This is a genomic window from Flavobacterium chilense (assembly GCF_001602525.1).
In the GTDB taxonomy this organism is placed as follows: domain Bacteria; phylum Bacteroidota; class Bacteroidia; order Flavobacteriales; family Flavobacteriaceae; genus Flavobacterium; species Flavobacterium chilense.
Map to the genome: position 1 here is coordinate 637,742 of NZ_LSYT01000001.1, position 22,694 is coordinate 660,435.

Consider the following 22,694-nt stretch of genomic DNA (forward strand, 5'->3'; position numbering starts at 1 on the left):
GCCAGGTAAAAGTACTGCCAGAAAAGTGCAGAATGATATGCAGTAAAAGCATCATAAATTCAATTTTATAGCGGTCAAGAGAAGAAAATTCACCTGTACGGAAATCAGGTCCTAACCCAATAAAATTGTTTTTTAAACTATAATCTAAATCAAATCTCAGTATAATGATAGCCATCGTAAAAGAGCAGCTTACACAGGCAGGAAATTTTTCATTGTTCATCGGACGTTTTTTTAGAGAAATTTTCGTCCCTCCTTTTCAAATCAATGAGTTCCTGCGCCAATGTTACACCATCGGATGTAAATCACTTCCTCTTGTAAGCATAACGGGCTTTATCATGGGTCTGGTACTGACCATTCAGTCCCGGCCGACCATGACAAAATTTGGCGCAGAATCCTGGTTGCCAAGCATGGTTTCACTTTCCCTGATCAGGGAAATAGCACCTGTAGTTACAGCACTTATCTGCGCCGGAAAAATTGCCTCGGGCATTGGCGCTGAACTGGGCTCAATGAAAGTATCCTCACAAATTGATGCCATGGAAGTCTCTGCCGTAAATCCTTATAAATATCTGGTAGTTACCCGAATATTAGCCACAACGCTAATGGTGCCGCTGCTGGTTATTTTTGCTGATCTGGTGGGTATTTTTGGAGGTTATATTGGCTATAACATACACAATAGCATTACAATGAGCAGGTATTTCTCAGAAGTCATTGAACATCTGGATTATCTGGATCTTATGCCCGCTACGATAAAAACATTCTTCTTTGGATTTTTTATCGGAGTGATCGGTTGCTACAAAGGTTTTAATGCTTCAAGTGGTACGGCAAGCGTTGGACTTGCGGCAAATTCAGCAGTCGTAACAGCGTCACTTTCTATTTTTATTGTCGATATGCTTGCAGTTCAAATCACCGATTTATTTTTTTAAACCATGAAAGAAGAACCCATCATAAAAATCAAAAACCTCTACAAAGCCTTTGGGAAAAACAAAGTCCTCAAAGGGATTAGTTTTGAGGTAAACAAAGGCGAGGATCTTGTGATCCTGGGACGTTCCGGCTCAGGGAAATCAGTTGCGATAAAATGCCTTGTAGGCCTTCTGGATCCAGATAAAGGCAAAATGGAAATCCTGGGTACAGAAATGACAAAACTTACTTATAAGCAGCTTAACGAAATCAGGCTCAAAATAGGTTTTATGTTTCAGGATGGAGCCTTGTACGATTCCATGTCGGTTCGTGAAAACCTGACTTTTACCCTCAAACACCATACCCGCCATTTGACAGAAGAAGACATCCAGCAGCAAATCCTTGAAGCCCTTGATAGCGTTGGACTAAAAGAGGCTATTGACAAAATGCCTTCTGAATTATCTGGCGGTATGGTCAAACGCATCAGTCTGGCACGAACGATAATCATCAAGCCCGAAATTATATTTTATGATGAACCTACTGCCGGACTCGATACCATTACAGCACAGGAAATAAGCGAACTTATCTTATCGGTACAGAAAAAATACAAAACAACATCGATTATCATTACCCATGATATGATCTGTGCAAAAATGACCGGAAACCGCATCATTATTATCAAAGATGGTCTGATCCATGCAAAGGGCAGCTATGAGGAACTCGAAAACAGTACAGATAAGTGGGTAAGATCATTCTTTTTTGCAGCCAATTAATACCCCCGACAGGCACTGGCTTGTCTATTTAAATAATACCATCATGAAGAAAAAATCAGACTATATCTGGAAATTGGGATTGTTTGTCATTGCCGCGCTCACGATTTTTCTCGTTGCGGTTTATTTCATTGGCAAAAGCCAAAACCTTTTTGGTGACACATTTCACTTAAAAGCAAAATTCAAAAATGTCAGCGGACTAAAAAACGGCAATAATGTACTATTGTCCGGAATAACTATTGGTACCATAAAAGACATTTCCTTTATTTCGGATTCTACCGTAGTGGTCGACATAATCATCAGAGAAGAAGTGCATCAATATATTAAAACCGATGCCTGGGCCAGTATTGGCTCTGATGGGTTAATGGGCGATAAAGTACTGACGATCTCCCCTAAAAACAGTCTGGCACAAGTGGTAAAAGACGGCGATATGATTGCGTCTAATGAAGCAGTCGGGATGGAAGACCTGATTGCCGGACTCAAAAAAAGTGTCGACAATGCCCAGATTATTACCAAACAACTTTCTGAATTCAGCTATAAAATCAATAACGGAAAAGGCGCACTCTCTAAAGTACTAACCGATGAGAATTTTGCAAACAGTATCGATCTTACCATGAAAAACCTAAAGGAGAGTTCCAATGAATTTGCTGTTTTTACAAAAAAAATAAACGACAAGGACGGCACATTGTCAAAACTGATGACCGATCCTTATTATGCCAACAGTGTAAAAAAAACACTCTCCGGTTTTGAGAAAAGTGTCACTGATTTAAATGTTTTTACCTCAAAACTAAATACAGGAAAAGGCATCCTGCCAAAACTGATCAGTGATGAGAAATTGTCCAATTCCTTAGATTCAACCTTAACAAATTTACAAACAGCTTCTAAAAATCTAATTGAAATCGAACAGGCAGCCAAGCAGAATTTCCTGCTTAGGGGTTATTTCAAAAAAAAGAAAAAACAAGAGGTAAAAAAAGAAATAGAACTACAAAAAGCAGTCAGTACTAACTAACAATCAATCCAAAAGAAAAATGAAAAGACTTCAAAACAAAGTAGTATTTATTACAGGAGGCAATTCAGGAATAGGAAAAGCCTCCGCTCTGGAAGCAGCGCGAGAAGGCGCAACAGTTGTTGTTGCCGATCTTCCCGGGAAAGACCATCAGCAGACTATTCTGGATATTGAAGCGCTGGGCGCTCCGTGCATGTTCGTCCCAATTGACGTCAGTGATGTCCAAAGCGTTAAAAAGGCCATTACAGCCACTGTTGAGAAATACGGCAGGCTTGATGTGGCGTTCAATAATGCAGGAATCGGCGGGGTATATTCGGGAATTCATGATATGTCTGAAGTTTTATGGGATACCCTGATCGCCGTGAATCTTACCGGTCAGTTCTATTGCGTCAAATACGAACTGCAGCAATTTCTTAAACAAGGCGGTGGTGTTATTGTCAACATGTCTTCTCTGGGCGGATTAAAAGCCGAACATGGTTTAGTCCCTTATACGGTTGCCAAACATGGCTTATTGGGATTAACAAAAAATATTGCCGTTCAATATGGCGCCCAAAACATACGTGGCAACGCTATATGTCCCTATTATGTAGAAACACCTTTACTGGACGCAGCGCCAGAAACAGTCCATCAGGCCTGGATCGATGGCACTCCGGCCAAAAGATTATGTACACCTGAGGAAGTAGCCAAAACATTTATTTTTCTGGCCTGTGATGATTCCAGTTATTGCAATGGTACCCAGATTATTTTAGATGGCGGCGTACTGGCTTAAAAATTCGGGTTATTATGACTTTAACAAGAGTTATGATATTACCCTTCCCAATAAGTAACAACCATCACTTATTGCTGCGCTTTATGTCATTTTGGTTTGGCTCTAATAATTTCAACTTTGCTCTGAAAATAAACAACTACAAAAAAAACGAAAATGAAAACCACTACTTCAAAAAGAGCCCATATAAGAAACCTTTCGAGTAAACTCTCGAGTATTCTTTGTGATGAGTATATCCTTTTAACTAAAACTAAAAGAATAGATGACAGCTTACAGTTGATTAATTTTCAGGATAAATATCTTTTTTTTACTGCCCAGTCCAGCGAAATTGATAGTATAATTGAGCGCGTTGAAAAACGTGTTCATACCACTGGCCATTATGCTGATGCTATGCTCAAAGCTTTTTTAAAGGTAACGCGGTTCAATAAAAAAAGGAAAAAAATAAATGACCGCTCAGGTTATATAAGTGAATTACTAGGCGACCATGAAAACCTTATTACCATACTTAAAAAAAAATACATCCCTGCTTGAAACGTCTTCTAAAGATAGTCAAACAGATGATTTTGTTACCACACTAACCGAAAGCCATGAGAAAATGGCCTGGTTCCTTCGCTCCTACTTACAATAATGATTTAACAAATTAAGAACAATCATGAAAATTAAAATAAAATTCGCACTACTTATCCTGACTATAATCTTCTCAGGGCTAAACCAGAAGGTTATGGCACAATCCCATTTCGCAATAGGGAAATCCACAGTTAATGAAATGAAGATATCGGGAACCTCCACCTTCCATGACTGGACGATGAAAACGGCTGTTTTTTCAGGAAAAGCAGCATTTAATATCGATCCTGAAAATCAAATTACAAAACTCAGCGCCATTGAGTTTAACCTTCCGGTACTCACCCTTAAAAGCGGTCAAAAAAAATTAGACAAAAATGCGTACAAAGCCCTGAAAACAGATCAGTTTAAAGAAATCACATACAAACAGGTTTCTGCTGAAGTAATGAGCTCAAACAACTCCAAATTCCATATCAAAACAGCCGGAAAACTGACCATTGCCGGGGCTACCAAAGATGTTGTTATTGATTTGTACTGCTTTGCAAATAAAGACGGAAGCATTAGCTGTGAGGGCAATTACCCAATAAACATGAGCAACTACAAGGTTACTGCGCCTATTTTTATGGGCGGAGTCATGAAAACCGGTGATGCCATTAAACTTGAATTCTCTTTTCTTTTTGAAAAATCTTAATTCACATGAAAAATATAATATTGCTATTACTGTGCCTTTGGATAACATTGGCACAGGCACAAAAGAAACCTATACAGTATTTTAGGTACAACGATCAAAGAGGCCTGAATGTTTTTGAAACCACCAAGAAGGACAGCTCCTCTTTTGAAGGATTCACAGTAAAGATGGGTGGTAACTTAACATTGGATTTTCAAGGACTAAACCATCAAAATACAGCAAACCCTGTGGTTGTTGACGGCATAAACAGCAATGAACTTATTGATATTACCAATGGGTTCAATCTGGCTATGGCCAACCTGAATCTCGATACGCAACTCGATGATGGAATCCGAATGAACCTTACTATTTATTTATCATCTAGACATCATGAGGAAACCTGGGTCAAGGGTGGTTATATACAGTTTGATAAACTTTCTTTTCTAAAAAGCAGTTTTATAGATCAGGCAATGAAATATGTAACCCTGAAAGTAGGCGCCTACGACGTGGACTATGGGGATCAGCACTTTAGGAGGACCGACGGAGGCAATGCAATCTACAACCCTTTTATTGAAAATTACATTATGGATGAATTTGCCACTGAGATTGGAGGGGAAGTCTATTTCCATGACCCTTCAGGTATGATGGTCATGCTCGGACTCACAAATGGCGCCCTGAACCCAACTGTGGTGGTTTCCACTAAAATTGATGCGGCAACAGGAGAATTAAACAAACCCACACCGGCATTACATGGTAAAATAGGTTATGACAAACAATTCGACAAAGATTTACGATTAAGGATTACCGGTTCCTTTTACCACGTAAAACGAGCTTTGAATAATACCCTTTTTGCGGGTGACCGAACCGGTTCGCATTATTTTTATGTCATGGAAAATACACAGGCAACAGCCGTTGATAATTTCCGCTCAGGGCGTTACAATCCTGAATTCAGCCAGCAGGTAACAGCTTTTATGATCAATCCTTTTGTGAAGTTTAAAGGTTTTGAACTCTTTGGAACCTATGAAGTGGCCAAAGGAAGAAAAATTACCCAGGCAGATACCCATCAGGTTGTGCAGTCTGCTATTGATCTGATTTATAGGTTTCCAGCCGGAAAAGAAAATTTCTGGATTGCAGGAAGATACAATACCCTAACTGATTCTCCGCTAAACCAAAATGACCAGACCATTAATCGTGTGGCAGGTTCTGCAGGATGGTTCCTGACAAAAAATATCCTGATGAAAGCCGAATACGTAAATCAGAAATATAAAAATTTTCAGCCTATCGATATCAGACATGGCGGACAATTCGACGGCTTTATGTTAGAGGCAGCGGTGGTTTTTTAAATAATAGCCCAAAACATACTTCGCAGAAAGTGTCCAACATCAATAATAAAAATGAGCAGTGTCATTTTGTGCGGCAAAAGTTCTGCTCAATTTTGTATCCACATAACGCGTCTGGTTTATTTCAATAAATCAGATATCAAAGATAAAATCTATAAAAATTAAAATCATGAAAGCAAATTCAAAAAAAATGGCAGCTGAAATAACAACTGCAATTACCACTGCACTAACAGCAAAATCAAACACAAAAAAGATTCTCAAAACAATTGACAATACAGCCAAAAAGATAGCTAAAAAAATCAATAAGAGAATCCTGAAAACTACTGCAGGTGTTAAAGGAAAGAAAATAAAAAAAGCTTCAAAAATAAAAAAAGGCGATAATGGAATGCTGCCTGAAGTAAAAAAAAACAAATTGCTCACAGAGATGGCGGCTGACGAAATTAAAGCCAATTAAAATATCCTGCAATTCAAGTAAACCTGAACATAACAGTACTTATTGTTATGTTCATTTCAACTAAAGACTTATCCTTACAAATTATAGTATCAAAGAATTCCAGGCTAATACCTCATACTTCCCCAATGAAATATAAATATATATTGATTTTCTTAATGTGCGGTACCTGGATAGTGTCTGGGGCAGATTCTATGAACTATATCCAAAAACAGTTTCAGGAAAATTCTGCAAGGCAAATCGACACCGCAAAAATTACCGCTTTTTTTGAGTCCTATCCTAAATTCAGACCGTATCAGGCCCAGGTCAAACTGCTTTACAAAAAACATGGTGATTATATCTGGTACGACGCCAAAGGACTTATTGAATTTGCCTATGTACTGCACAAACAGGTAGGGCAAATGAAAGAAGAAGGGCTTCCTGTAGCGGTACCCTACCAAACCCAATGGGAAAAAATATTTGAACAAAATGCCAGTACAATTCCAAATTTAGAATCTGAACTACTGATCAGCTGCATGTATTTTTTCTATACTACCAAAGTTTTCAGCGGATTTACCATAGGAAAAAGCGAAGGAACAGGCTGGTACCTTCCCAGAGAAAATGCTTCCAATGCAGGATACCTTGACACCCTTGCACAGGGAATTGCATCTAGAAAAGAATTAAAACACGACTATTTCAATCAATACTATCCCCTTAAAGAGGCTTTAAAAAAATATCTTGAAATTGAAAAAAAGGGCGGCTGGAAAGTAGTTAAACTTGAAAAAGAAATTAAGCTCTTCCATCAGGGCGATTCTTCCACTACGGTACAAGAGGTCAGAAACAGGCTTTTTGTGGAGGGTTTTATCAGTCAGGATAACGCATCTTTGCATTTTGATCAAACCATAACTGACGGCATTGCGGCTTATGGAACCAGTCAAAATCATGATTTTCAAAGCAAGATCACACCAAGACTTATTGAAATGCTTAACGTTCCTGTAGAGAGCCGCATTAAAACCATTTCGGTTAATATGGAAAGATGCCGTTGGATCAGTCCTAAAATAAATACTGCACAGGAATATATCGCCGTGAATATACCTTCTTTCAAATTGCTGTATTATCGTGATGGAAAACCATTTCTAGTTTCCAAAGTGGTAGTGGGAAAGGAATTCCATAAAACCATAGTGTTTAGCGGTCATATGAGTTATCTGGCCTTTAGCCCCTATTGGAATGTACCCACAAGTATCCTTAAAAAAGAAATACTGCCCAGTATACAAAAGAACCCTAATTACCTTGAAAATCAGAATATGGAATGGCATGACGGGCAGTTAAGACAGAAACCCGGAGGCAGTAACGCACTGGGATATGTGAAATTTATGTTTCCGAATTCCCATAACATTTACCTTCATGATTCACCATCAAAATCCTTTTTCAATAAAGACAAAAGAGCTTTTAGCCATGGATGCGTAAGGGTTGAAAAAGCCCGTGAACTTGCAATCGCTATTATGGAAAAAGAGGCCAATTGGAGCAGTAAAAAAGTAGATGAAGCCATGCATTTGGGAAAAGAAAACACCTATGTGCTTAAGGATAAAATCCCGGTCTACATTGCCTACTTTACCGCCTGGGCAGACGGCACTGGAAATGTTGCCTTTTACGATGACCTTTATAATCGGGACGATGCCCTGGCCAAAGTACTTTTTGAGAATTAAGTTTTATGACCTGGCAATTTAACAAATCCCAATGGAGAGCCTAATGGAATTTTTGTTCTACATTAATTTTTCATCTTGCTTATTTTCATGTAATCCAAGATTTTCAGCTGGCTGCCTTTTTTCTCTATTAGTCCTTCATTTCTAAACTCGGTTAAGGTCCTGCTTACTGTTTCGGAAGCAGTTCCTGACATTGCCGCCAGATCATCCCTTGTTACATTGATACTATCTCCTTTTGCAGCTTCTTCCTGACGAAAGAGTCTCAGCAGGGACTCTGCAATGCGCTTTCTGACCGACTGATAGGCCAGTTGAAGCAAATGCGTATCCTTGCTCCTGATCTCATTCGACAAAATTTTAATGAATTTCTCCGCTACATCAGGATATAATTTTAGTAATTCTTCAAGCTGTTCTTTTGGAAAAAAACACAATTGACTATCTTCGAGCGCCGTTGCAGTATCGGTATAGGTTTCATCAGAAAGAATTGTATTGACCCCTAAAAAATCATTGGCATGGTACATACCGGTCATCAGCTCACGCCCGTCTTCAGACATCTTGACCGTTTTGATCTTACCTGAGATGACCAAATAAAGACCAATAGCGCGATCCCCTTCATAGTGAATAATCTGGTTTTTTTTAAAGGGCCTGTAAATATGCTCGTCTATAATCTTTTTCAACTCAGAAAGACCTTCCCTGTCCCCAACTAAACTCCCCAACTGTCCCAAAGACTGACTGTAAAAATCCCTTTCTGAATTCTTTTTGTTGAGCCTGCTTTCAATGGCGTGTAAAAGTTCCATATCATCAAAAGGTTTGGTCAGGTAATCATCCGCTCCCATTTCCATGGCTTTTCGCAAATCAATTCTTTCTGATTTTGCAGTTATAAAAATAAAAGGAATAGTACTTGTTTTCGGGTTTTTATTCAACATATACAATACACCGTAACCGTCAAGTTCAGGCATCATAATATCACACAAAATGATATCAGGCAGGTTCACAACAGCGGATTCAATCCCCACTTTGCCATTATTTGCCTGATAAACAGTATAACCGGCCAAAGTAAGGATTTCAGCAATGTTTTCCCTAATGTCATTATGGTCTTCAATAATTAGTACTTTGCTCATGATATGGGAAATGTTAGGGTGAATAATGTTCCTTCTTGTTCATTACTTTTAAAATCTGCTGTTCCCTTCATAAGTGAAACGTAACGGCTCACTATATTCAGGCCAAGCCCGGTTCCTGGGATACTGCCAGTGTTATGTGCCCTGAAAAAAGCCTGAAACAAATGTTTTTGTTCTTCCAAAGGAATACCGATTCCATCATCGTGAACTGAAATAATATAATCCGCATCATTAATTTCTGTTATGAAATCAATACAGCAGCTGTCACCTGAATACTTTATGGCATTACCGATTAAATTAATGGCACAATTCTTTAACAAATTCGCATCGAGGTATATCATCGTCGGGACGCCAATATGTTTGAAGACAATATTTTGGCTGGGTTTGGCCAGAAGCTGCATTTCTTCTGTTATTTCTTCACCAAATTTAACCAGGTCAAAACAAGTGAACTCAGGAGTCATCTTGCCTATTTCCAATTTTTCAACATAGAGAAAATCATTGAGTATCGCTGTTAAACTCTTTACCGAATTTTTAATCTTGGCAATATGTTTACCGATAGGTTCACTTTCAAAAGGTATAGCGTATTTTTCAATTAGTGAGGCCGATAGCTGCACCGTACTTAGCGGTGTGCGAAATTCATGGGAAGCCATTGATAAAAAACGGTTTTTTAATTTGCTGAGCTCTTTTTCCTTTTCCAGGGAAATACTCACTTTTTCTTTTGCTTTTTCTAAAGCAAAAATTGTATCGTTGAGTGATTTTGTTCTCTCCTCGACAAGTTCTTCCAGATGAGATGCATAATCCTTATACTTTTCCTCATCTATTTTCTGTTGGGACAGATCATGAATAAAACCGGCATAAATAGTCCTGCCTGAATATTTGACCTCACTAACCCCAAGTTTCATTGGAAACAGACCACCGCCTTTACGCATTCCTGTCAAGTCACGGCCTATACCAATTATACTGGCTTTTCTTGTTGTTTTATACTTGCTCAAATAGTTATTGTGCCTTTCCCTGTCAGGTGAAGGCATGAGCATTGAAATATTTTTACCTATAACTTCCTCTTGCTGATAACCAAAAAGTACACAGCCGGCAGGATTGATAGTTTCAATAGTACCAATGTCGTCTATGGTAATAATTCCATCCAAAGCATTTTGTACAAGAGCGTATAAGAGTGCAGCATTATCCATCATCAAATCGATCAAATTATGATGATCCTTATAAAGGTCGGCTATTTAAAAATGGGAAGTTACATTCTGCCTGAATTTCACACTATAATTAACACATTATCATTCACTTAACAGTAATTAGCGATATTTAAGAAGATTTTGACTGCTTTATATACTATTAAGGAATTTAAATTCCCCCCAGCAGCAAAATGATATACATCATACTTTGTACTGCTTTAACTCATTTCGGCTTAAGTCATTATAATGCTTCTTTACCATGAAAACCTAAAAACAAATTTGATGCAATACAACCCAAGACCGCTATGCATGCTACTTATTAAAGAGGAATCTAAAACAACAGATGCATTTCAGACCGCTTTGATCAATTTAGAATCCAAACATTCTCTTACAGTATTTAAAGATAGTAAGTTATGTATGGGACATTTAAAAGAAGGATCGAGCCTGGCCACTCCAATGGTATTTTTTAATTTAAATGATGACGGGTATAAATGCCTAAACGGAATAATGTCTATCAGAAATGATAAACAAAATAAGAATCTTTCCATTGTGGTATATGATCCTAAGGCAGTACTATGTGATGAAGATACATTCATAGCGGGTGCCAATATCTATATTAGAAAATCAGGCGATGCTGCAACGCTCAAAAAAGTACTCAAAAAGATAATCAATATGAACTGGCAGTGCGAGTCAGGTAAATTTAATAAGGAAACCTTTTTCGTATCAGTTTAATTGCGGTTTATTTTTTATTGTAAAAGTGCCGTACATCATTTTTATTGCTGATGCCTGTCATTTCCAGTTCCCTGCTTCTAACCCAACTTTGTACCACTAAAAAAGAATACAATTTAAGCTTTCAGGTGAATTTTAATTTAAAGGAACAAAAATGAAAAAGAATGAAATTTTACAAAGAGATGTTCTGGATGCCATAAAATGGGAAACCCAATTAAATACATCCCAAATAGAAGTCACTGCAAATAATGGCATAGTTACTTTAAAAGGCATTGTTGATTTACCTGCAAAAAAAATAAAGGCCAAAGATACCGCAAAACAGGTTCCAGGTGTTTTGGAAGTTTTTGAAAATATTCAGGTAAAAATCAATAGCCGGGAACAAAAAAATGATTGTGATATCGCTCAGGCAGTCCTAAATGCATTTAGATGGAACTGGAACACATTAAACGACAGCATAGAGGTTAAGGTAGAAAATGGTCATGTAACCCTTAGCGGAGAGTTAGAATGGCATTATCAAAAAGAGGCTGCCGCAAGGGCTGTAACAAATTTAATTGGAGTAAAAACAGTGAACAACAATATTATTATCGATTCAAGACTTAGTCATCCAATTAATAAAGAAATTATCAAACGGGCTTTGAAAAACCATGTAGCAATTCATACAGCAAGCATTAGAGTAGAAGTTTCTGGAAATGAGGTAACCCTTGAAGGCGCAGTGGATTCCCGATATCAAAAAGAGCTGGCTGAAAAAATCACATGGAAAACTCCCGGGGTGCGAAATATAAAAAACAATCTCAAGGTCATTGCTGAACACATAGATAAAACACTCGATGTTTTTTATAAAATGACTCACTAAAAACTATCAATATGAAAAACACAAATACAATAGCTGCCTTTTATGACAGCCATCTTAAAGCTGAAAAGGCTATTAAAAAACTCGAAAAAAGCGGTTACGACATGACCCGGTTATCCATCATTGGAACCGACTACCATAGTTCGGAAACTGTAACAGGCTATTACAATGTTGGAGACCGCATGAAAAAATGGGGAAGTTTCGGCGCCTTCTGGGGCGGGTTCTGGGGATTACTGTTTGGATCCGCTTTCTTTTTTATTCCGGGACTCGGCCCCCTTCTGGTTGCGGGACCTCTTGTTTCCGCCATTATTGGGGCGCTCGAAGGTGCTGCTTTACTGGGAGGCAGCAGTGTTATCGCAGCAGCATTAGTCAGTCTGGGCATTTCAAATCATGACGTTTTAAAATATGAAACTGAGATCAGAGCAGGCAAATTTATGCTCTTGGTACATGGAAGTAAAATCCAAACTGAAAAAGCCCAAAAAGTACTTGGAATCCATATCCCTAAAGAAAATGGTGTGAAAGACGAAGAAGCTATTTCTGCTGAGGAAATTGAAGCTGCGACAATGCAGTAAGTAAAGAAAAACAGTAAAACTAAAACCTTTAAGAAAATGAAAACTATAAATAAATTAGGCATCTATTTGGACCATGCCGTAGCGGATTTGATTGATTTTACCGGAAATGATAAAGAGCCTCTGACTATTGCCTCTGACTTTGACATTCAGGACAAACATGAAACCCTGCAGAGAAGCGAAAGTGAGATGCACCATAAAGAGCAGGATAAGCAAAGAGCATATTTTAAGAAAATTGCGATTCTCGCTATTGGCTATGATGAACTCGTTTTATTCGGCCCCACTACGGCAAAAACTGAATTATTGCACTTTTTGCAAAAAGACAACAGTTTTGGAAAAATAAAAGTAGAAACAGAAAATTCCGTTAAAATGTCCCTTAAGGAGCAAGAGTTTTTTGTTCGCAACCATTTTAAAAAGTTTGACTTTAAAAACAGTTGAGATGGAAAAAATATTTTTTAAAATAAGCTGCTACGCCGCAGAAAATGGAATTGGCATCAAAGCCATTGCGCTTTATCAGAGCATTCAGTATTATCTGGGTATTGTATTTCCAGTATGATAAGCAGGTTTTGGGATTTTCTCAATGAAATTGTCCCACTAAGGATTAACTACAAATGAATTATAAATTTTTAAATACATACATTATGAAAACCAACGAAGAATTACAAAAAGACGTTCAAAATGCCATCAAATGGGAACCGCTTTTACATGCTGCAGAAATTGGAGTAACCGTAAAAGATGGCGTAGTGACCCTGACAGGTATTGTAGACGGATATTTTAAGAAAAAGGAAGCTGAAAATGCAGCCAAAAATGTATCCGGGGTAAAAGCCGTTGTTGAGGAAATAGAAATTAAATACTCTAATACGTTTACCAAAACAGACAATGATATTGCCCATGAAGTGTTAAAAGCCTTAAAAGACAATTGGTCCGTATCAGAAGATCATGTTAAGGTAAAAGTAGAAGATGGATGGGTCACCCTTGAAGGCGAACTGACCTGGAACTTTCAGAGACAGGATGCCAAAACTGCAATTAGCTTCCTGCCCGGAGTAAAAGGGGTGACCAATGAGATCAAAATCAAATCCGATATCAAGAATGCAATCGAGAAAAAGGATGTCGAAAAAGCACTTGCAAGAAGCTGGTCACTGAACGCTAAAGATATCACGGTAACTGTAAATGGAACCAATGTAAAATTAACAGGTTTTGTTGATTCTATCTATCAAAAAGATCAGGCCGAGAAAATCGTCTGGAAAACTCCGGGCATATGGTCTATTGACAATGATCTTGTGGTCGAATATGATTATGCAATGTTGTAATACAGAAGAAGCAGAGGATCATATCTTCTGCTTTTTTATTTAAAACCCTTTGTTATCGCTGATAAAATAACGATAGCTAAAATGAGATTAAAAACTATAAATCGTGTACACTGGAAAGATGCAGATCTGTCTCAAAGGTGTAAACCCTTGGTATTCCAGTTGCGATATTTACTTTGACAATGTCAAGAGGATTGATGTTTTCAAGGTACATCATCAGCGATCTTAAACTGTTACCATGGGCTACAAGCAACACATTCTGTCCCATTTTTAATTTAGGTTCTATTTCGGTCTTATAATAAGGAACAACGCGGTTGTAGGTATCAAGCAGGCTTTCTCCTCCGGGAGGACATATGTCGTAACTTCTTCTCCAGATATCAACCTGGGCCAAGCCGTACTTTTGCGCTGTTTCATCTTTGTTGATTCCTTGTAAAGTGCCGTACATTCGCTCATTTAACGCTTTATTTTTCACAATAGGAATCGTTACCTTCATTTCGTCCAGGATAATCCTAAGGCTTTCCTGTGCCCTTATAAGCATGGAAGTATAGGCGATATCAAAAACATAACCGATAAGTTTTTGACCTGCCAGCTTTGCCTGTTCTTTCCCCAGGTCAGTGAGCGCAATATCGAGTATTCCTGTAAAACGATTCTCTAAATTATAAAGAGATTGTCCATGCCTGACAAAAATTAATAGTGCCATTTTTTTTCTTTAAAGCCAGTATCAAAGCTAAGGAAAAAATAGCCTAAAAAAGTGTTGCAAATCACTTATTGCAATGTTGATAATCATTTCGCTACTGGTTGTTTTAGGTCAAATTTGCTGGATAGTTTTAAAAACTAAATCATCAAAAATTCAATATTTCTAAAAATTATAGTCATGAAAACAATATTCGCACTTATCGCACTGGCCGCTATAACAGCTACAATTCTTTTGGATACTGTAGGGAGAAGAGTCAAACCAACTAAAACCAAGTCATAAACCCTAACCTACTTTCTTTATGTGTTTTTCTGCTACAGCAAGTTTTAGTGCCGGGATTGTTCTTTCAGCTATTGGGGTTGCCTCTATAAAAAAAGTACAGCATCCCTCACAGACTATGTTTGCCGTAATTCCCTTTATATTTGCCATACAGCAGTTCTCTGAAGGATTTTTATGGTTGTCCATTCCCTATGAACAATGCTCCGATCTCCAGATTAGTATCACTTATTTTTACCTAATAATAGCGCAGGTAATTTGGCCAATCTGGGTTCCAGTGGCTATACTGCTTTTGGAGAAAGAAAAAACCAGAAAACATATTCAAAGAGTTTTAGTGGCTATTGGTATACTTGTTTCGGCATACCTCACTTACTGTTTGTTCAATTTTAATATCAGATCCGAGATTGATTGTTATCATATAGCCTATATTCAGACATATCCAGAACCCTTTCGGATAATGGGTGGACTGCTTTATATCATTGCTACAATTCTCCCGCCTTTCTTCTCGCACATCAGACGAATGTGGTGGTTAGGAGTTATGGTTTTGATATCCTATGTCATTACAACTGTTTTTTACGAAAGTTATCTGGTATCAGTATGGTGTTTTTTTGCTTCTGTCATCAGTTTATCGGTATACCTGATCATGTCAGAAATAAGAATCAGTCATCGTGAGAAAATATACATGAAAAGAACCATCCAGCAGAGCTAAGAAAAAATACATTTCATCCCGATATGTAACTAGAATCAGTTTTTAGAATGTCGACGATCATTTCTAAATACTACCATATGGCGGAACTTTGCTTCAATAAATTTTAAACAAATGAAAACGAACGAAGAATTACAGAGAAAAGTAATTGAAGCAATCAATTGGGAGCCCCTTTTATCAGCAGCAGAAATTGGAGTTGCGGCTTTCGATGGAATTGTAACCCTAACGGGCTGCGTAAATAGTTATGCCAAAAAAGAAGAGGCCGAAACAGCTGCTAAAAATGTATTGGGCGTAAAAGTAGTGGTAGAAAAAATTGAAGTTGTACTAAATGACAAAACTCAAAAATCAGATAACGAAATTGCCTCGGAAATTATAAACACTTTCAAGTGGCATTGGGACATTCCAAATGACAGGGTGCAGGTAAAAGTAGAAAATGGCTGGGTAACCCTCACCGGATCTTTGGAATGGAACTACCAGAAAGAAGAGGTTAAAAAAGCAGTAAGCGTGCTCATTGGTATCAAGGGGATCATCAATAACATTATGATTATCTCTTTATCCAAAGACAGGATAAATAAAAAAGACATTGAAGATGCTATAGAGCGAAACAAAATTATTGGAAATACAGCTATTACAGTAGAGGTTCTTGATAATGCCGTTACTTTAAAAGGAACTGTCGAATCCTGGTTCCAGAAAAATGAAGCAAGCCGTCTGGCCTGGAAAGCCCCTGGTGTACTGGAGGTCAAAAACAACTTACAAGTGGAACTTGCGCAATAGCCCTCTAACATTACCTGGCAAAAAAAATATGAATTATGGAAAAAGTAAACATGGATAGTCTGGTTACTGTACTGGCTGAAATTGAAAACCTGGGATTTACATCCCAATTTGAAGTGAACGGAAAAAATCTTGTTTCACTCAAGACAGATCATCACTTTATGCCCAATCAGATAAAAATCGCCCATTTCTATCGTTTTGAAGGCGAATCAAACCCTGAGGACTCTTCGATTATGTATGCAATCCAAACCAATACTGATGAAAAAGGAACTCTTGTGGATGGTTATGGCACTGCAGCTGATCCTGCAACTGCAGATTTTATGCGCAAAGTAAATGATATTCATAAATAATAAATTCTACACTAAAGATGAAAAAACTGAACCCATCTATTACGATCATTTTTGTAATCTCGGCAAGTATCATTCTACTGAACCGATATACCCAGTTTCATATTAATGATTACAGGGTGCATTTTTTCTTTCTCTTCTTTGCGGTATCCTCAATGGTAATTCTTATTGGACAGTTTTTAAAAAAATTAAAAAGTAATTGGTCTATTATTTCTGTTTTTCTAATCATTGGAATCCTATGCGGGCTCAAAGCATTTTTTACCTGGGGAGGAGACTGGAAAACACAAACCGTGCTTTACAGAAATATTCAAAATAAAGGCAAAACAATCAATTATCAATTGCGTGGGGACCGCTTTGCATTTGGGTACAAAAAACGAATTGTAGGTATCTATCACCTGGCGCCTTTTATGGAGTGGACAATAGATGTAGACACACTTTATCTGGATAAAACAAAATGGGAGAAGTTAAATCTGCAGGTCAATGAAATGAAACTGAAAGAACTATAAAATAATTTAAAACTGCCGAATCAATGTAGATAAGATATAAAATATCTAATGCAGTTTAAAACGCAAATATCATGAAAAAATTACTCGTTACCACAGACTTCTCAAGTATCTCAAGGGCAGGAATAAGATTTGCCATCCAATTTGCTTCCCAGACTCCCTGTGACCTCATATTTTACAGCGTAAATACAAAAAAATTTGAGGATAATATCGACAATTATTATAAAAAAACCACGCAGGACTATAGACTTAAAAAATTCATATTATCCATTTACAAAACAACCAAAAAAGAGGCTGGCAAGGTAGAATTTGTAACCGAGAACCATACTCAAGTGGATAAGGCCATTATAGAATATGCACAAAAATGCCATGTCGATTTTATTTGTATCAATACCTCCGGACCAGGGATATTTAATCAAATGATAGGCACTACCGCTTCAAAATTAATTACTACTTCCCCTATTCCCCTTTTGGTTATTCCCTTCAACTATCGCAGGAAGCCAATACAGCTTTTATTGTATGCCTCAGATCTTGCTAAACTAGGTGTGGAACTGCCTTTTGTTAAAAAATTTGCAACTCTGTTTGCTGCGGATGTTGCAGTGTATCATTACGACGAATTATTGGATCAGGGTAATTTCAAGGAAGATTTTAATCAGATCGCCCAAAACTACCAATCGAATAAAGTCTCTTTTAATTTTAAAAAATTAAATATCGAATATTCCCTGCTCAATCATTTAGAAGTAGATATCCGACAGATAAGACCCTCAATTGTTGTCATGTTTACCAAACAAAACCGCGACTGGTTTGAACGCCATTTTCTTTCCAGTAAAACCAAGGAATTTGGTTTTGACACCCATACTCCTATACTTGTTTTTAGAAAGTAAAAAATACAATTGAATTATGACTACAAACAAATTCAATACAGCTGGCTTAACCAATGCACAAGTACTTGAGGCCAGGAAAAAATACGGCCAAAACATATCATCGTATAAAAAAACAAACCGTTATACCGCTGCGATGATTAGAATGATCAAGGAACCCATGATGATTCTGCTCTTTGTTGCCTCAAGTATTTATTTTATCAGCGGAAAAACGGCCGATGGTTTCTTTTTAGCCTCAGCTATTGTTTTGATTGCGGCTATTTCGTCTTATCAGAATGCACGAAGCCGTAATGCCCTGGAGCAGTTAAAAGATTTTACCAAACCCAAATGCAAGGTCATAAGAAATGGCGATTCTGTAGAAATTAAAACAGAAGAGATAGTTATTGGAGACAGCCTTCTGATAGAAGAAGGTGTTTTAATTGCTGCCGATGGAATCATTTTACATTCCAATGACTTTTCTGTTAATGAATCGATTCTCACCGGAGAATCCATGGCTGTGAGCAAAGACAAATCAGCCAAAGACAATCTAATTTATCAAGGTACAACAGTTGTTGGCGGACTCGCCATTGCAACGGTTAGCGCTATTGGAAGCGAAACCAAATTGGGCAAAATAGGGAAAAGCCTTGAGACTGTAAAAGAGGAAAAAACACCTTTAGAGATGCAAATTGGCAATTTTGTAAAAAAAATGGCCATAGCCGGTGCATTGGTTTTTTTAATCGTATGGGGAATAAACTTTTTTCAATCTTTTAAGATATTCGACAGTCTGCTCAAAGCCCTAACCCTGGCGATGAGTATTCTGCCCGAAGAAATCCCGATCGCTTTTATCACTTTTATGGCTATCGGCGCATGGCGCATGATGAAAGAGGGCATTATTGTCAAACAAATGAAAACGGTCGAAACATTAGGAAGTGCAACGGTAATCTGTATCGATAAAACAGGTACCATTACTGAAAACAAAATGAGCCTTGCCAAAATTTTTTCTTTAAAATCAGCAAAAATTACAGCGACTGACCGCCCCTTATCTGAAGATGAGAAAAGGCTCATTACCCTATCGATGTGGGCAAGCGAACCTATTGCATTTGACCCTATGGAAATTGCCCTGCATGAAACCTATACAAAAGTAATTGAAAAAGATCAGAGACCTGATTTTAAATTGGTACACGAGTATCCCTTGTCAGGAAAGCCGCCTATGATGACGCATGTTTTTGAAAACAAATCAGGTACTAGGATCATAGCCGCCAAAGGAGGCGCAGAAGCCTTAATGGAAGTAGCTGCACTTACTGCAGACCAGAAAAAAATAATTCTAAAAGCAATTCAGAAATTATCTCTGGAAGGTTACCGCATCCTGGCAGTGGGCGAAAGCCATTTCAAATCTGAGAATTACCCTGAAACGCAGCAGGAATTTAAATTCGAATTTATTGGTCTTTTGGCCTTCTACGACCCGCCTAAAAAAAATATTAAATTAGTTTTAGAACATTTTTATAAAGCCGGAATAAATGTAAAGATCATCACCGGGGATAATGCGCTGACTACTTCATCCATCGCAAAACAGATCGGTTTTAAGGGATACGAAAAAAGCATCTCAGGAGATGAACTCATGCAGCTTAAACCAAAAGAACTCAAAAAATGCGTCCGGGAAACCAATTTATTTACCAGAATGTTTCCAGAGGCCAAACTCAAAATTATCAATGCCCTGAAATCAAATAAGGAAATTGTAGCCATGACCGGCGACGGGGTAAATGATGGTCCTGCATTAAAAGCGGCTCATATAGGAATTGCTATGGGCAATAAAGGAACAGAAATTGCCAAACAGGCCGCCTCTTTAATTCTGGTCAATGATGATCTCTCGAAAATGGTGCATGCAATCGCTATGGGAAGAAAAATCTATGCTAATATCAAAAAATCAATTCAGTTTATCATTTCAATCCATATACCGATCATATTGACCGTTTTCATTCCTCTGGCACTGGGCTGGCGATATCCAAATATATTCTCCCCTATTCATATCATCTTTTTAGAATTGGTGATGGGGCCTACCTGCTCTATTGTATATGAAAATGAACCAATGGAAAAAAATACAATGGCGCAACAGCCAAGACCTTTCACTTCGACATTTTTCAACTGGAAGGAACTCTCCACAAGTATTATTCAGGGATTGGTAATCACTATCGGTACATTATTTACTTATCAATACGCTATCTATAACAGTTATGACGAGCAGCATACCCGAACTATGGTTTTTATTGTACTGGTAACTGCTAATATCTTTTTGACATTAATGAACCGCTCTTTTTATTATTCCATTTTTACCACTTTGCGTTATAAAAATAATTTGGTTCCATTAATTATAAGTATCACTATTTTCATTAGCGGAATGCTGCTTTACATCAAACCCTTTGCAGTATTCTTTGCGTTCGAACGTCTTGATCTCCTTTCGCTGTGTATGGCAATTGGAGTAGGTTTTCTGTCCGTTATCTGGTATGAATTGGTAAAATTATGGAAACGAAATTTTAAGGAATTCAAAGCCTGAGTTATTTGACTTTGAATTGTATCAGATGCCTGTACTTTCTTTCCAGTAAAACAGCATTAAAGCGAATCCTGTCATATAAAAGTCCTAATAGCAAAGCGACCACTCCAATGAATAAAACATGCAATCCAATATTTGAATAAAAAATACCGCCAATAACGCCACCAAAAAAGAAAAAGCTAATAATGGTCATTCGTAACTTGATCGATACAAACAGTTTTTTTCGAAAGAGTTCCTCCTGATAAAAAAACAGTTGGGATAATTCGATTCCAAGATCTGTAAAAAGCCCGGTTAGGTGTGTTGTTCTCACCGTTGCATTGGAAATTTTTGTTACTAAAGAATTCTGCAGTCCCATTGCAAAGAGTAATGTATAGGCTATAAAATCAGGATTATCTACAATTAAATTCTCCCCAAAAACTGCAATACCAAATAAAATAGCACTTTCAATTGCTGTTGGAATTATATAACTGTATTTTTCATTTCTTCGCAAAAGAAACTCGACAAGCAGACTGGAGAAAAAAGAACCCAGGAAAAAGAAAAAAATATATAAAAAGTATATAAATCCCTGTCTGAAATTGAGTTTAAAAATCTCATCTACAAAAAAGGCAAAATGTCCTGTTAAATTGGTAGTGAGTTTTTGAACTGCCAGAAAACCAGCGACATTGACCAGTCCCGCCACAAACGATAATAAAGAGGCGATTTTAAGATTATGTCTTTGATTTCTCCTGGTTCCCTGATGTTTGAACATTGCTTTGTGGTATTTTATAATTCTTGAATTATAATATCCTTTTAGAAATATTTTGATTGTATTTAATTGCTATGACTTTAAACTTTGCATAACTGAAATCTCCCGTTTTTAATTTCCAAATTACTTCAGCTGAAACAGGAATTTTCACTCCATTAATTTCTTTATAATTTTCCATTTTGCAAAGCCATGGTTCCCTTTTATTGGTCATGAAGCGTTGGGTTTCCAGGGTAACAATTTCACCCACAGTATTAAATGTAACGATAAAATCAAATGAGATTTCTTTGTATAGAAATGATAATTTTGCCGAATTTTCATCCATAGCGATCCATGTTATATTCTCTGAAGGCAGCAAATTTGTTGGAAACCAAACGCTTTCGGCCAACCAACGCTGCATTTCGCCTTCGTTAATTTCTCTGCCTTTGGCGTCAACAACTGTAAAAATATTGAATAATGAAACTTTTAAATTTCCCTTGTCGGCAATGAAGCTGTCTCTTGCTGTAAAGAACAGCGTTGTGCCTTTCCATGTAAATTGTGGTTTTTGGACAGAAAAGTATTGCTCACCTTTAATATTGATAAATCCACTTTTTAAATTGGTTTTGAATAGACCCTTATGTTTTAATCTAACTGAACTTATATACGGCATCCCGTCTTTCAAGACATATTTAAAATAGCGCTGTACCGGTTTGGGCAATCCATTTAATTGGCTAATGCTGTAGGTGTTATTAGATACATTCAATGTATTTGCATATAATAGGCTAACCTGTTTTTTGAATTTTAAAGACATCGTTATTTTTCCCAGAAGTATCCCAAGTAGTAGTGATACTCCAATAATAATTAATAAGAGTATCATTTTTTGCTGTTTTTGTTAAGTTGCAAGGACAAGTTTTTTGCATAGCTATTTCTTATTTCTGGCAATAGTGCAACAATAATCATAGGAATGGCATACAGCATATAAAACATTTGCAACCAACCAACACGCTGTATGAAAAAGGTTTCTGCCTGTATCCAAATAATGAGAGCTAATGCTAAATAAATACTATAAGTCCAAGCCCAATACATGTCTTTAAAAAGGTTGAAATATTCTGCAAACGGGACAAGAGGTCTCTTCACTAAAGCCACTACAATCAGAAGTGGTAAAAAGCCCAAAACGAAAAATAGAATAATGCCGGGAATCAGAAAATCAGGAAATGGTGAATTTTCTAAAATAGATAACGGCAATCCTCCAAGAAGTTTACCTGATGGCGAAATAATTAATGCGCCACCACCAATCATAGCGGTAAGTCCCAAAAATAAGAGAAGTCCACGATGTGTTTTTTGAGCTGCTTTTTTCATCATCCTATTTGGTTC

At 37.4% G+C, this 22,694-nt stretch carries 26 protein-coding genes; 20 read left to right on the top strand and 6 right to left on the bottom strand.

Annotated elements, in window-relative coordinates; all coding sequences use genetic code 11:
• Positions 1-164: 164 nt before the first annotated feature.
• The 9 genes from A4F88_RS02660 (at position 165) to A4F88_RS02700 (ending at position 8,143) form a co-directional block, all read left to right on the top strand.
• Positions 165-923 carry an MlaE family ABC transporter permease gene (locus A4F88_RS02660; RefSeq protein WP_068840977.1) on the top strand — a complete coding sequence of 253 codons (759 nt, stop codon included), beginning with the start codon at positions 165-167 and terminating at the stop codon, positions 921-923.
• 3 nt (positions 924-926) lie between these two features.
• Positions 927-1,670, top strand: a complete 744-nt coding sequence (locus tag A4F88_RS02665) for an ABC transporter ATP-binding protein (protein WP_068840978.1) — start codon at positions 927-929, stop codon at positions 1,668-1,670.
• 43 nt (positions 1,671-1,713) lie between these two features.
• A complete protein-coding gene (locus A4F88_RS02670; RefSeq protein WP_068840979.1) occupies positions 1,714-2,676 on the top strand; it encodes an MlaD family protein in 963 nt (320 codons plus the stop codon).
• A 19-nt stretch (positions 2,677-2,695) separates the two neighbouring features.
• A complete protein-coding gene (locus tag A4F88_RS02675; RefSeq protein WP_068840980.1) occupies positions 2,696-3,442 on the top strand; it encodes an SDR family NAD(P)-dependent oxidoreductase in 747 nt (248 codons plus the stop codon).
• A 153-nt stretch (positions 3,443-3,595) separates the two neighbouring features.
• Positions 3,596-3,970 (top strand): ferritin family protein, encoded by a 375-nt coding sequence (locus tag A4F88_RS02680; protein WP_068840981.1) that lies wholly within the window; start codon positions 3,596-3,598, stop codon positions 3,968-3,970.
• Positions 3,971-4,091: 121 nt separating this feature from the next.
• On the top strand, positions 4,092-4,691 hold the full coding sequence (locus A4F88_RS02685) for a YceI family protein (protein WP_082815673.1): 600 nt from the start codon (positions 4,092-4,094) through the stop codon (positions 4,689-4,691).
• A gap of 5 nt (positions 4,692-4,696) precedes the next feature.
• Positions 4,697-6,010 carry a hypothetical protein gene (locus tag A4F88_RS02690; RefSeq protein WP_068840983.1) on the top strand — a complete coding sequence of 438 codons (1,314 nt, stop codon included), beginning with the start codon at positions 4,697-4,699 and terminating at the stop codon, positions 6,008-6,010.
• Between the two features lie 166 nt (positions 6,011-6,176).
• Positions 6,177-6,461, top strand: a complete 285-nt coding sequence (locus A4F88_RS02695; protein ID WP_068840984.1) for a hypothetical protein — start codon at positions 6,177-6,179, stop codon at positions 6,459-6,461.
• A 125-nt stretch (positions 6,462-6,586) separates the two neighbouring features.
• On the top strand, positions 6,587-8,143 hold the full coding sequence (locus A4F88_RS02700) for a L,D-transpeptidase family protein (protein ID WP_068840985.1): 1,557 nt from the start codon (positions 6,587-6,589) through the stop codon (positions 8,141-8,143).
• A gap of 62 nt (positions 8,144-8,205) precedes the next feature.
• Here the strand turns inward: A4F88_RS02700 and A4F88_RS02705 are convergent, their stop codons facing one another.
• Together A4F88_RS02705 and A4F88_RS02710 are read right to left on the bottom strand one after the other, a co-directional pair.
• The gene (locus A4F88_RS02705) at positions 8,206-9,258 is read right to left on the bottom strand and encodes a response regulator (protein ID WP_068840986.1); all 1,053 of its coding nucleotides are present in this window, start codon (positions 9,256-9,258) and stop codon (positions 8,206-8,208) included.
• Positions 9,255-10,445 carry a PAS domain-containing sensor histidine kinase gene (locus A4F88_RS02710; RefSeq protein ID WP_245179008.1) on the bottom strand — a complete coding sequence of 397 codons (1,191 nt, stop codon included), beginning with the start codon at positions 10,443-10,445 and terminating at the stop codon, positions 9,255-9,257. Before A4F88_RS02710 ends, A4F88_RS02705 begins: the two co-directional genes overlap by 4 nt.
• A 303-nt stretch (positions 10,446-10,748) precedes the next feature.
• On the opposite strand from A4F88_RS02710, the gene A4F88_RS02715 reads away from it, so the two are divergent.
• The 5 genes from A4F88_RS02715 (at position 10,749) to A4F88_RS02735 (ending at position 13,897) form a co-directional block, all read left to right on the top strand.
• Positions 10,749-11,171, top strand: a complete 423-nt coding sequence (locus A4F88_RS02715) for a hypothetical protein (protein WP_068841443.1) — start codon at positions 10,749-10,751, stop codon at positions 11,169-11,171.
• A 151-nt stretch (positions 11,172-11,322) separates the two neighbouring features.
• Positions 11,323-12,021 carry a BON domain-containing protein gene (locus A4F88_RS02720; RefSeq protein ID WP_068840988.1) on the top strand — a complete coding sequence of 233 codons (699 nt, stop codon included), beginning with the start codon at positions 11,323-11,325 and terminating at the stop codon, positions 12,019-12,021.
• An 11-nt stretch (positions 12,022-12,032) separates the two neighbouring features.
• On the top strand, positions 12,033-12,590 hold the full coding sequence (locus A4F88_RS02725) for a general stress protein (RefSeq protein WP_068840989.1): 558 nt from the start codon (positions 12,033-12,035) through the stop codon (positions 12,588-12,590).
• A gap of 36 nt (positions 12,591-12,626) precedes the next feature.
• Positions 12,627-13,025 (top strand): hypothetical protein, encoded by a 399-nt coding sequence (locus A4F88_RS02730; protein WP_068840990.1) that lies wholly within the window; start codon positions 12,627-12,629, stop codon positions 13,023-13,025.
• A gap of 203 nt (positions 13,026-13,228) precedes the next feature.
• Positions 13,229-13,897 (top strand): BON domain-containing protein, encoded by a 669-nt coding sequence (locus tag A4F88_RS02735; RefSeq protein WP_068841444.1) that lies wholly within the window; start codon positions 13,229-13,231, stop codon positions 13,895-13,897.
• Positions 13,898-13,991: 94 nt separating this feature from the next.
• On the opposite strand, the gene A4F88_RS02740 is transcribed toward A4F88_RS02735, so the two are convergent.
• Entirely contained in the window at positions 13,992-14,594 is a 603-nt protein-coding gene (locus A4F88_RS02740) for a 2,3-bisphosphoglycerate-dependent phosphoglycerate mutase (RefSeq protein ID WP_068840991.1), read from the bottom strand.
• Between the two features lie 295 nt (positions 14,595-14,889).
• On the opposite strand from A4F88_RS02740, the gene A4F88_RS25875 reads away from it, so the two are divergent.
• From A4F88_RS25875 to A4F88_RS02770, 6 genes are all read left to right on the top strand, one after another.
• Positions 14,890-15,573 carry a DUF6629 family protein gene (locus A4F88_RS25875; RefSeq protein ID WP_068840992.1) on the top strand — a complete coding sequence of 228 codons (684 nt, stop codon included), beginning with the start codon at positions 14,890-14,892 and terminating at the stop codon, positions 15,571-15,573.
• Positions 15,574-15,684: 111 nt separating this feature from the next.
• Positions 15,685-16,344: a BON domain-containing protein gene (locus tag A4F88_RS02750; RefSeq protein WP_068840993.1), complete on the top strand. Its 660-nt coding sequence runs from the start codon at positions 15,685-15,687 to the stop codon at positions 16,342-16,344.
• A 35-nt stretch (positions 16,345-16,379) separates the two neighbouring features.
• Positions 16,380-16,691, top strand: a complete 312-nt coding sequence (locus tag A4F88_RS02755; RefSeq protein ID WP_082815676.1) for a hypothetical protein — start codon at positions 16,380-16,382, stop codon at positions 16,689-16,691.
• A 17-nt stretch (positions 16,692-16,708) separates the two neighbouring features.
• Positions 16,709-17,194, top strand: a complete 486-nt coding sequence (locus A4F88_RS02760; RefSeq protein ID WP_143154986.1) for a hypothetical protein — start codon at positions 16,709-16,711, stop codon at positions 17,192-17,194.
• A gap of 71 nt (positions 17,195-17,265) precedes the next feature.
• Positions 17,266-18,075 carry a universal stress protein gene (locus A4F88_RS02765; RefSeq protein ID WP_068840996.1) on the top strand — a complete coding sequence of 270 codons (810 nt, stop codon included), beginning with the start codon at positions 17,266-17,268 and terminating at the stop codon, positions 18,073-18,075.
• Positions 18,076-18,091: 16 nt separating this feature from the next.
• Positions 18,092-20,602, top strand: coding sequence for a cation-translocating P-type ATPase (locus tag A4F88_RS02770; protein ID WP_068840997.1), 2,511 nt, complete (start codon positions 18,092-18,094; stop codon positions 20,600-20,602).
• Position 20,603: 1 nt separating this feature from the next.
• On the opposite strand, the gene A4F88_RS02775 is transcribed toward A4F88_RS02770, so the two are convergent.
• The 3 genes from A4F88_RS02775 to A4F88_RS02785 are packed head-to-tail and all read right to left on the bottom strand — an operon-like array spanning position 20,604 to position 22,682.
• Positions 20,604-21,347, bottom strand: a complete 744-nt coding sequence (locus A4F88_RS02775) for a YoaK family protein (RefSeq protein WP_068840998.1) — start codon at positions 21,345-21,347, stop codon at positions 20,604-20,606.
• A 28-nt stretch (positions 21,348-21,375) separates the two neighbouring features.
• The gene (locus A4F88_RS02780) at positions 21,376-22,197 is read right to left on the bottom strand and encodes a DUF6544 family protein (protein WP_068840999.1); all 822 of its coding nucleotides are present in this window, start codon (positions 22,195-22,197) and stop codon (positions 21,376-21,378) included.
• On the bottom strand, positions 22,194-22,682 hold the full coding sequence (locus A4F88_RS02785) for a hypothetical protein (RefSeq protein ID WP_068841000.1): 489 nt from the start codon (positions 22,680-22,682) through the stop codon (positions 22,194-22,196). The genes A4F88_RS02780 and A4F88_RS02785 overlap by 4 nt, the downstream gene beginning before the upstream one ends.
• Positions 22,683-22,694 lie beyond the last annotated feature (12 nt).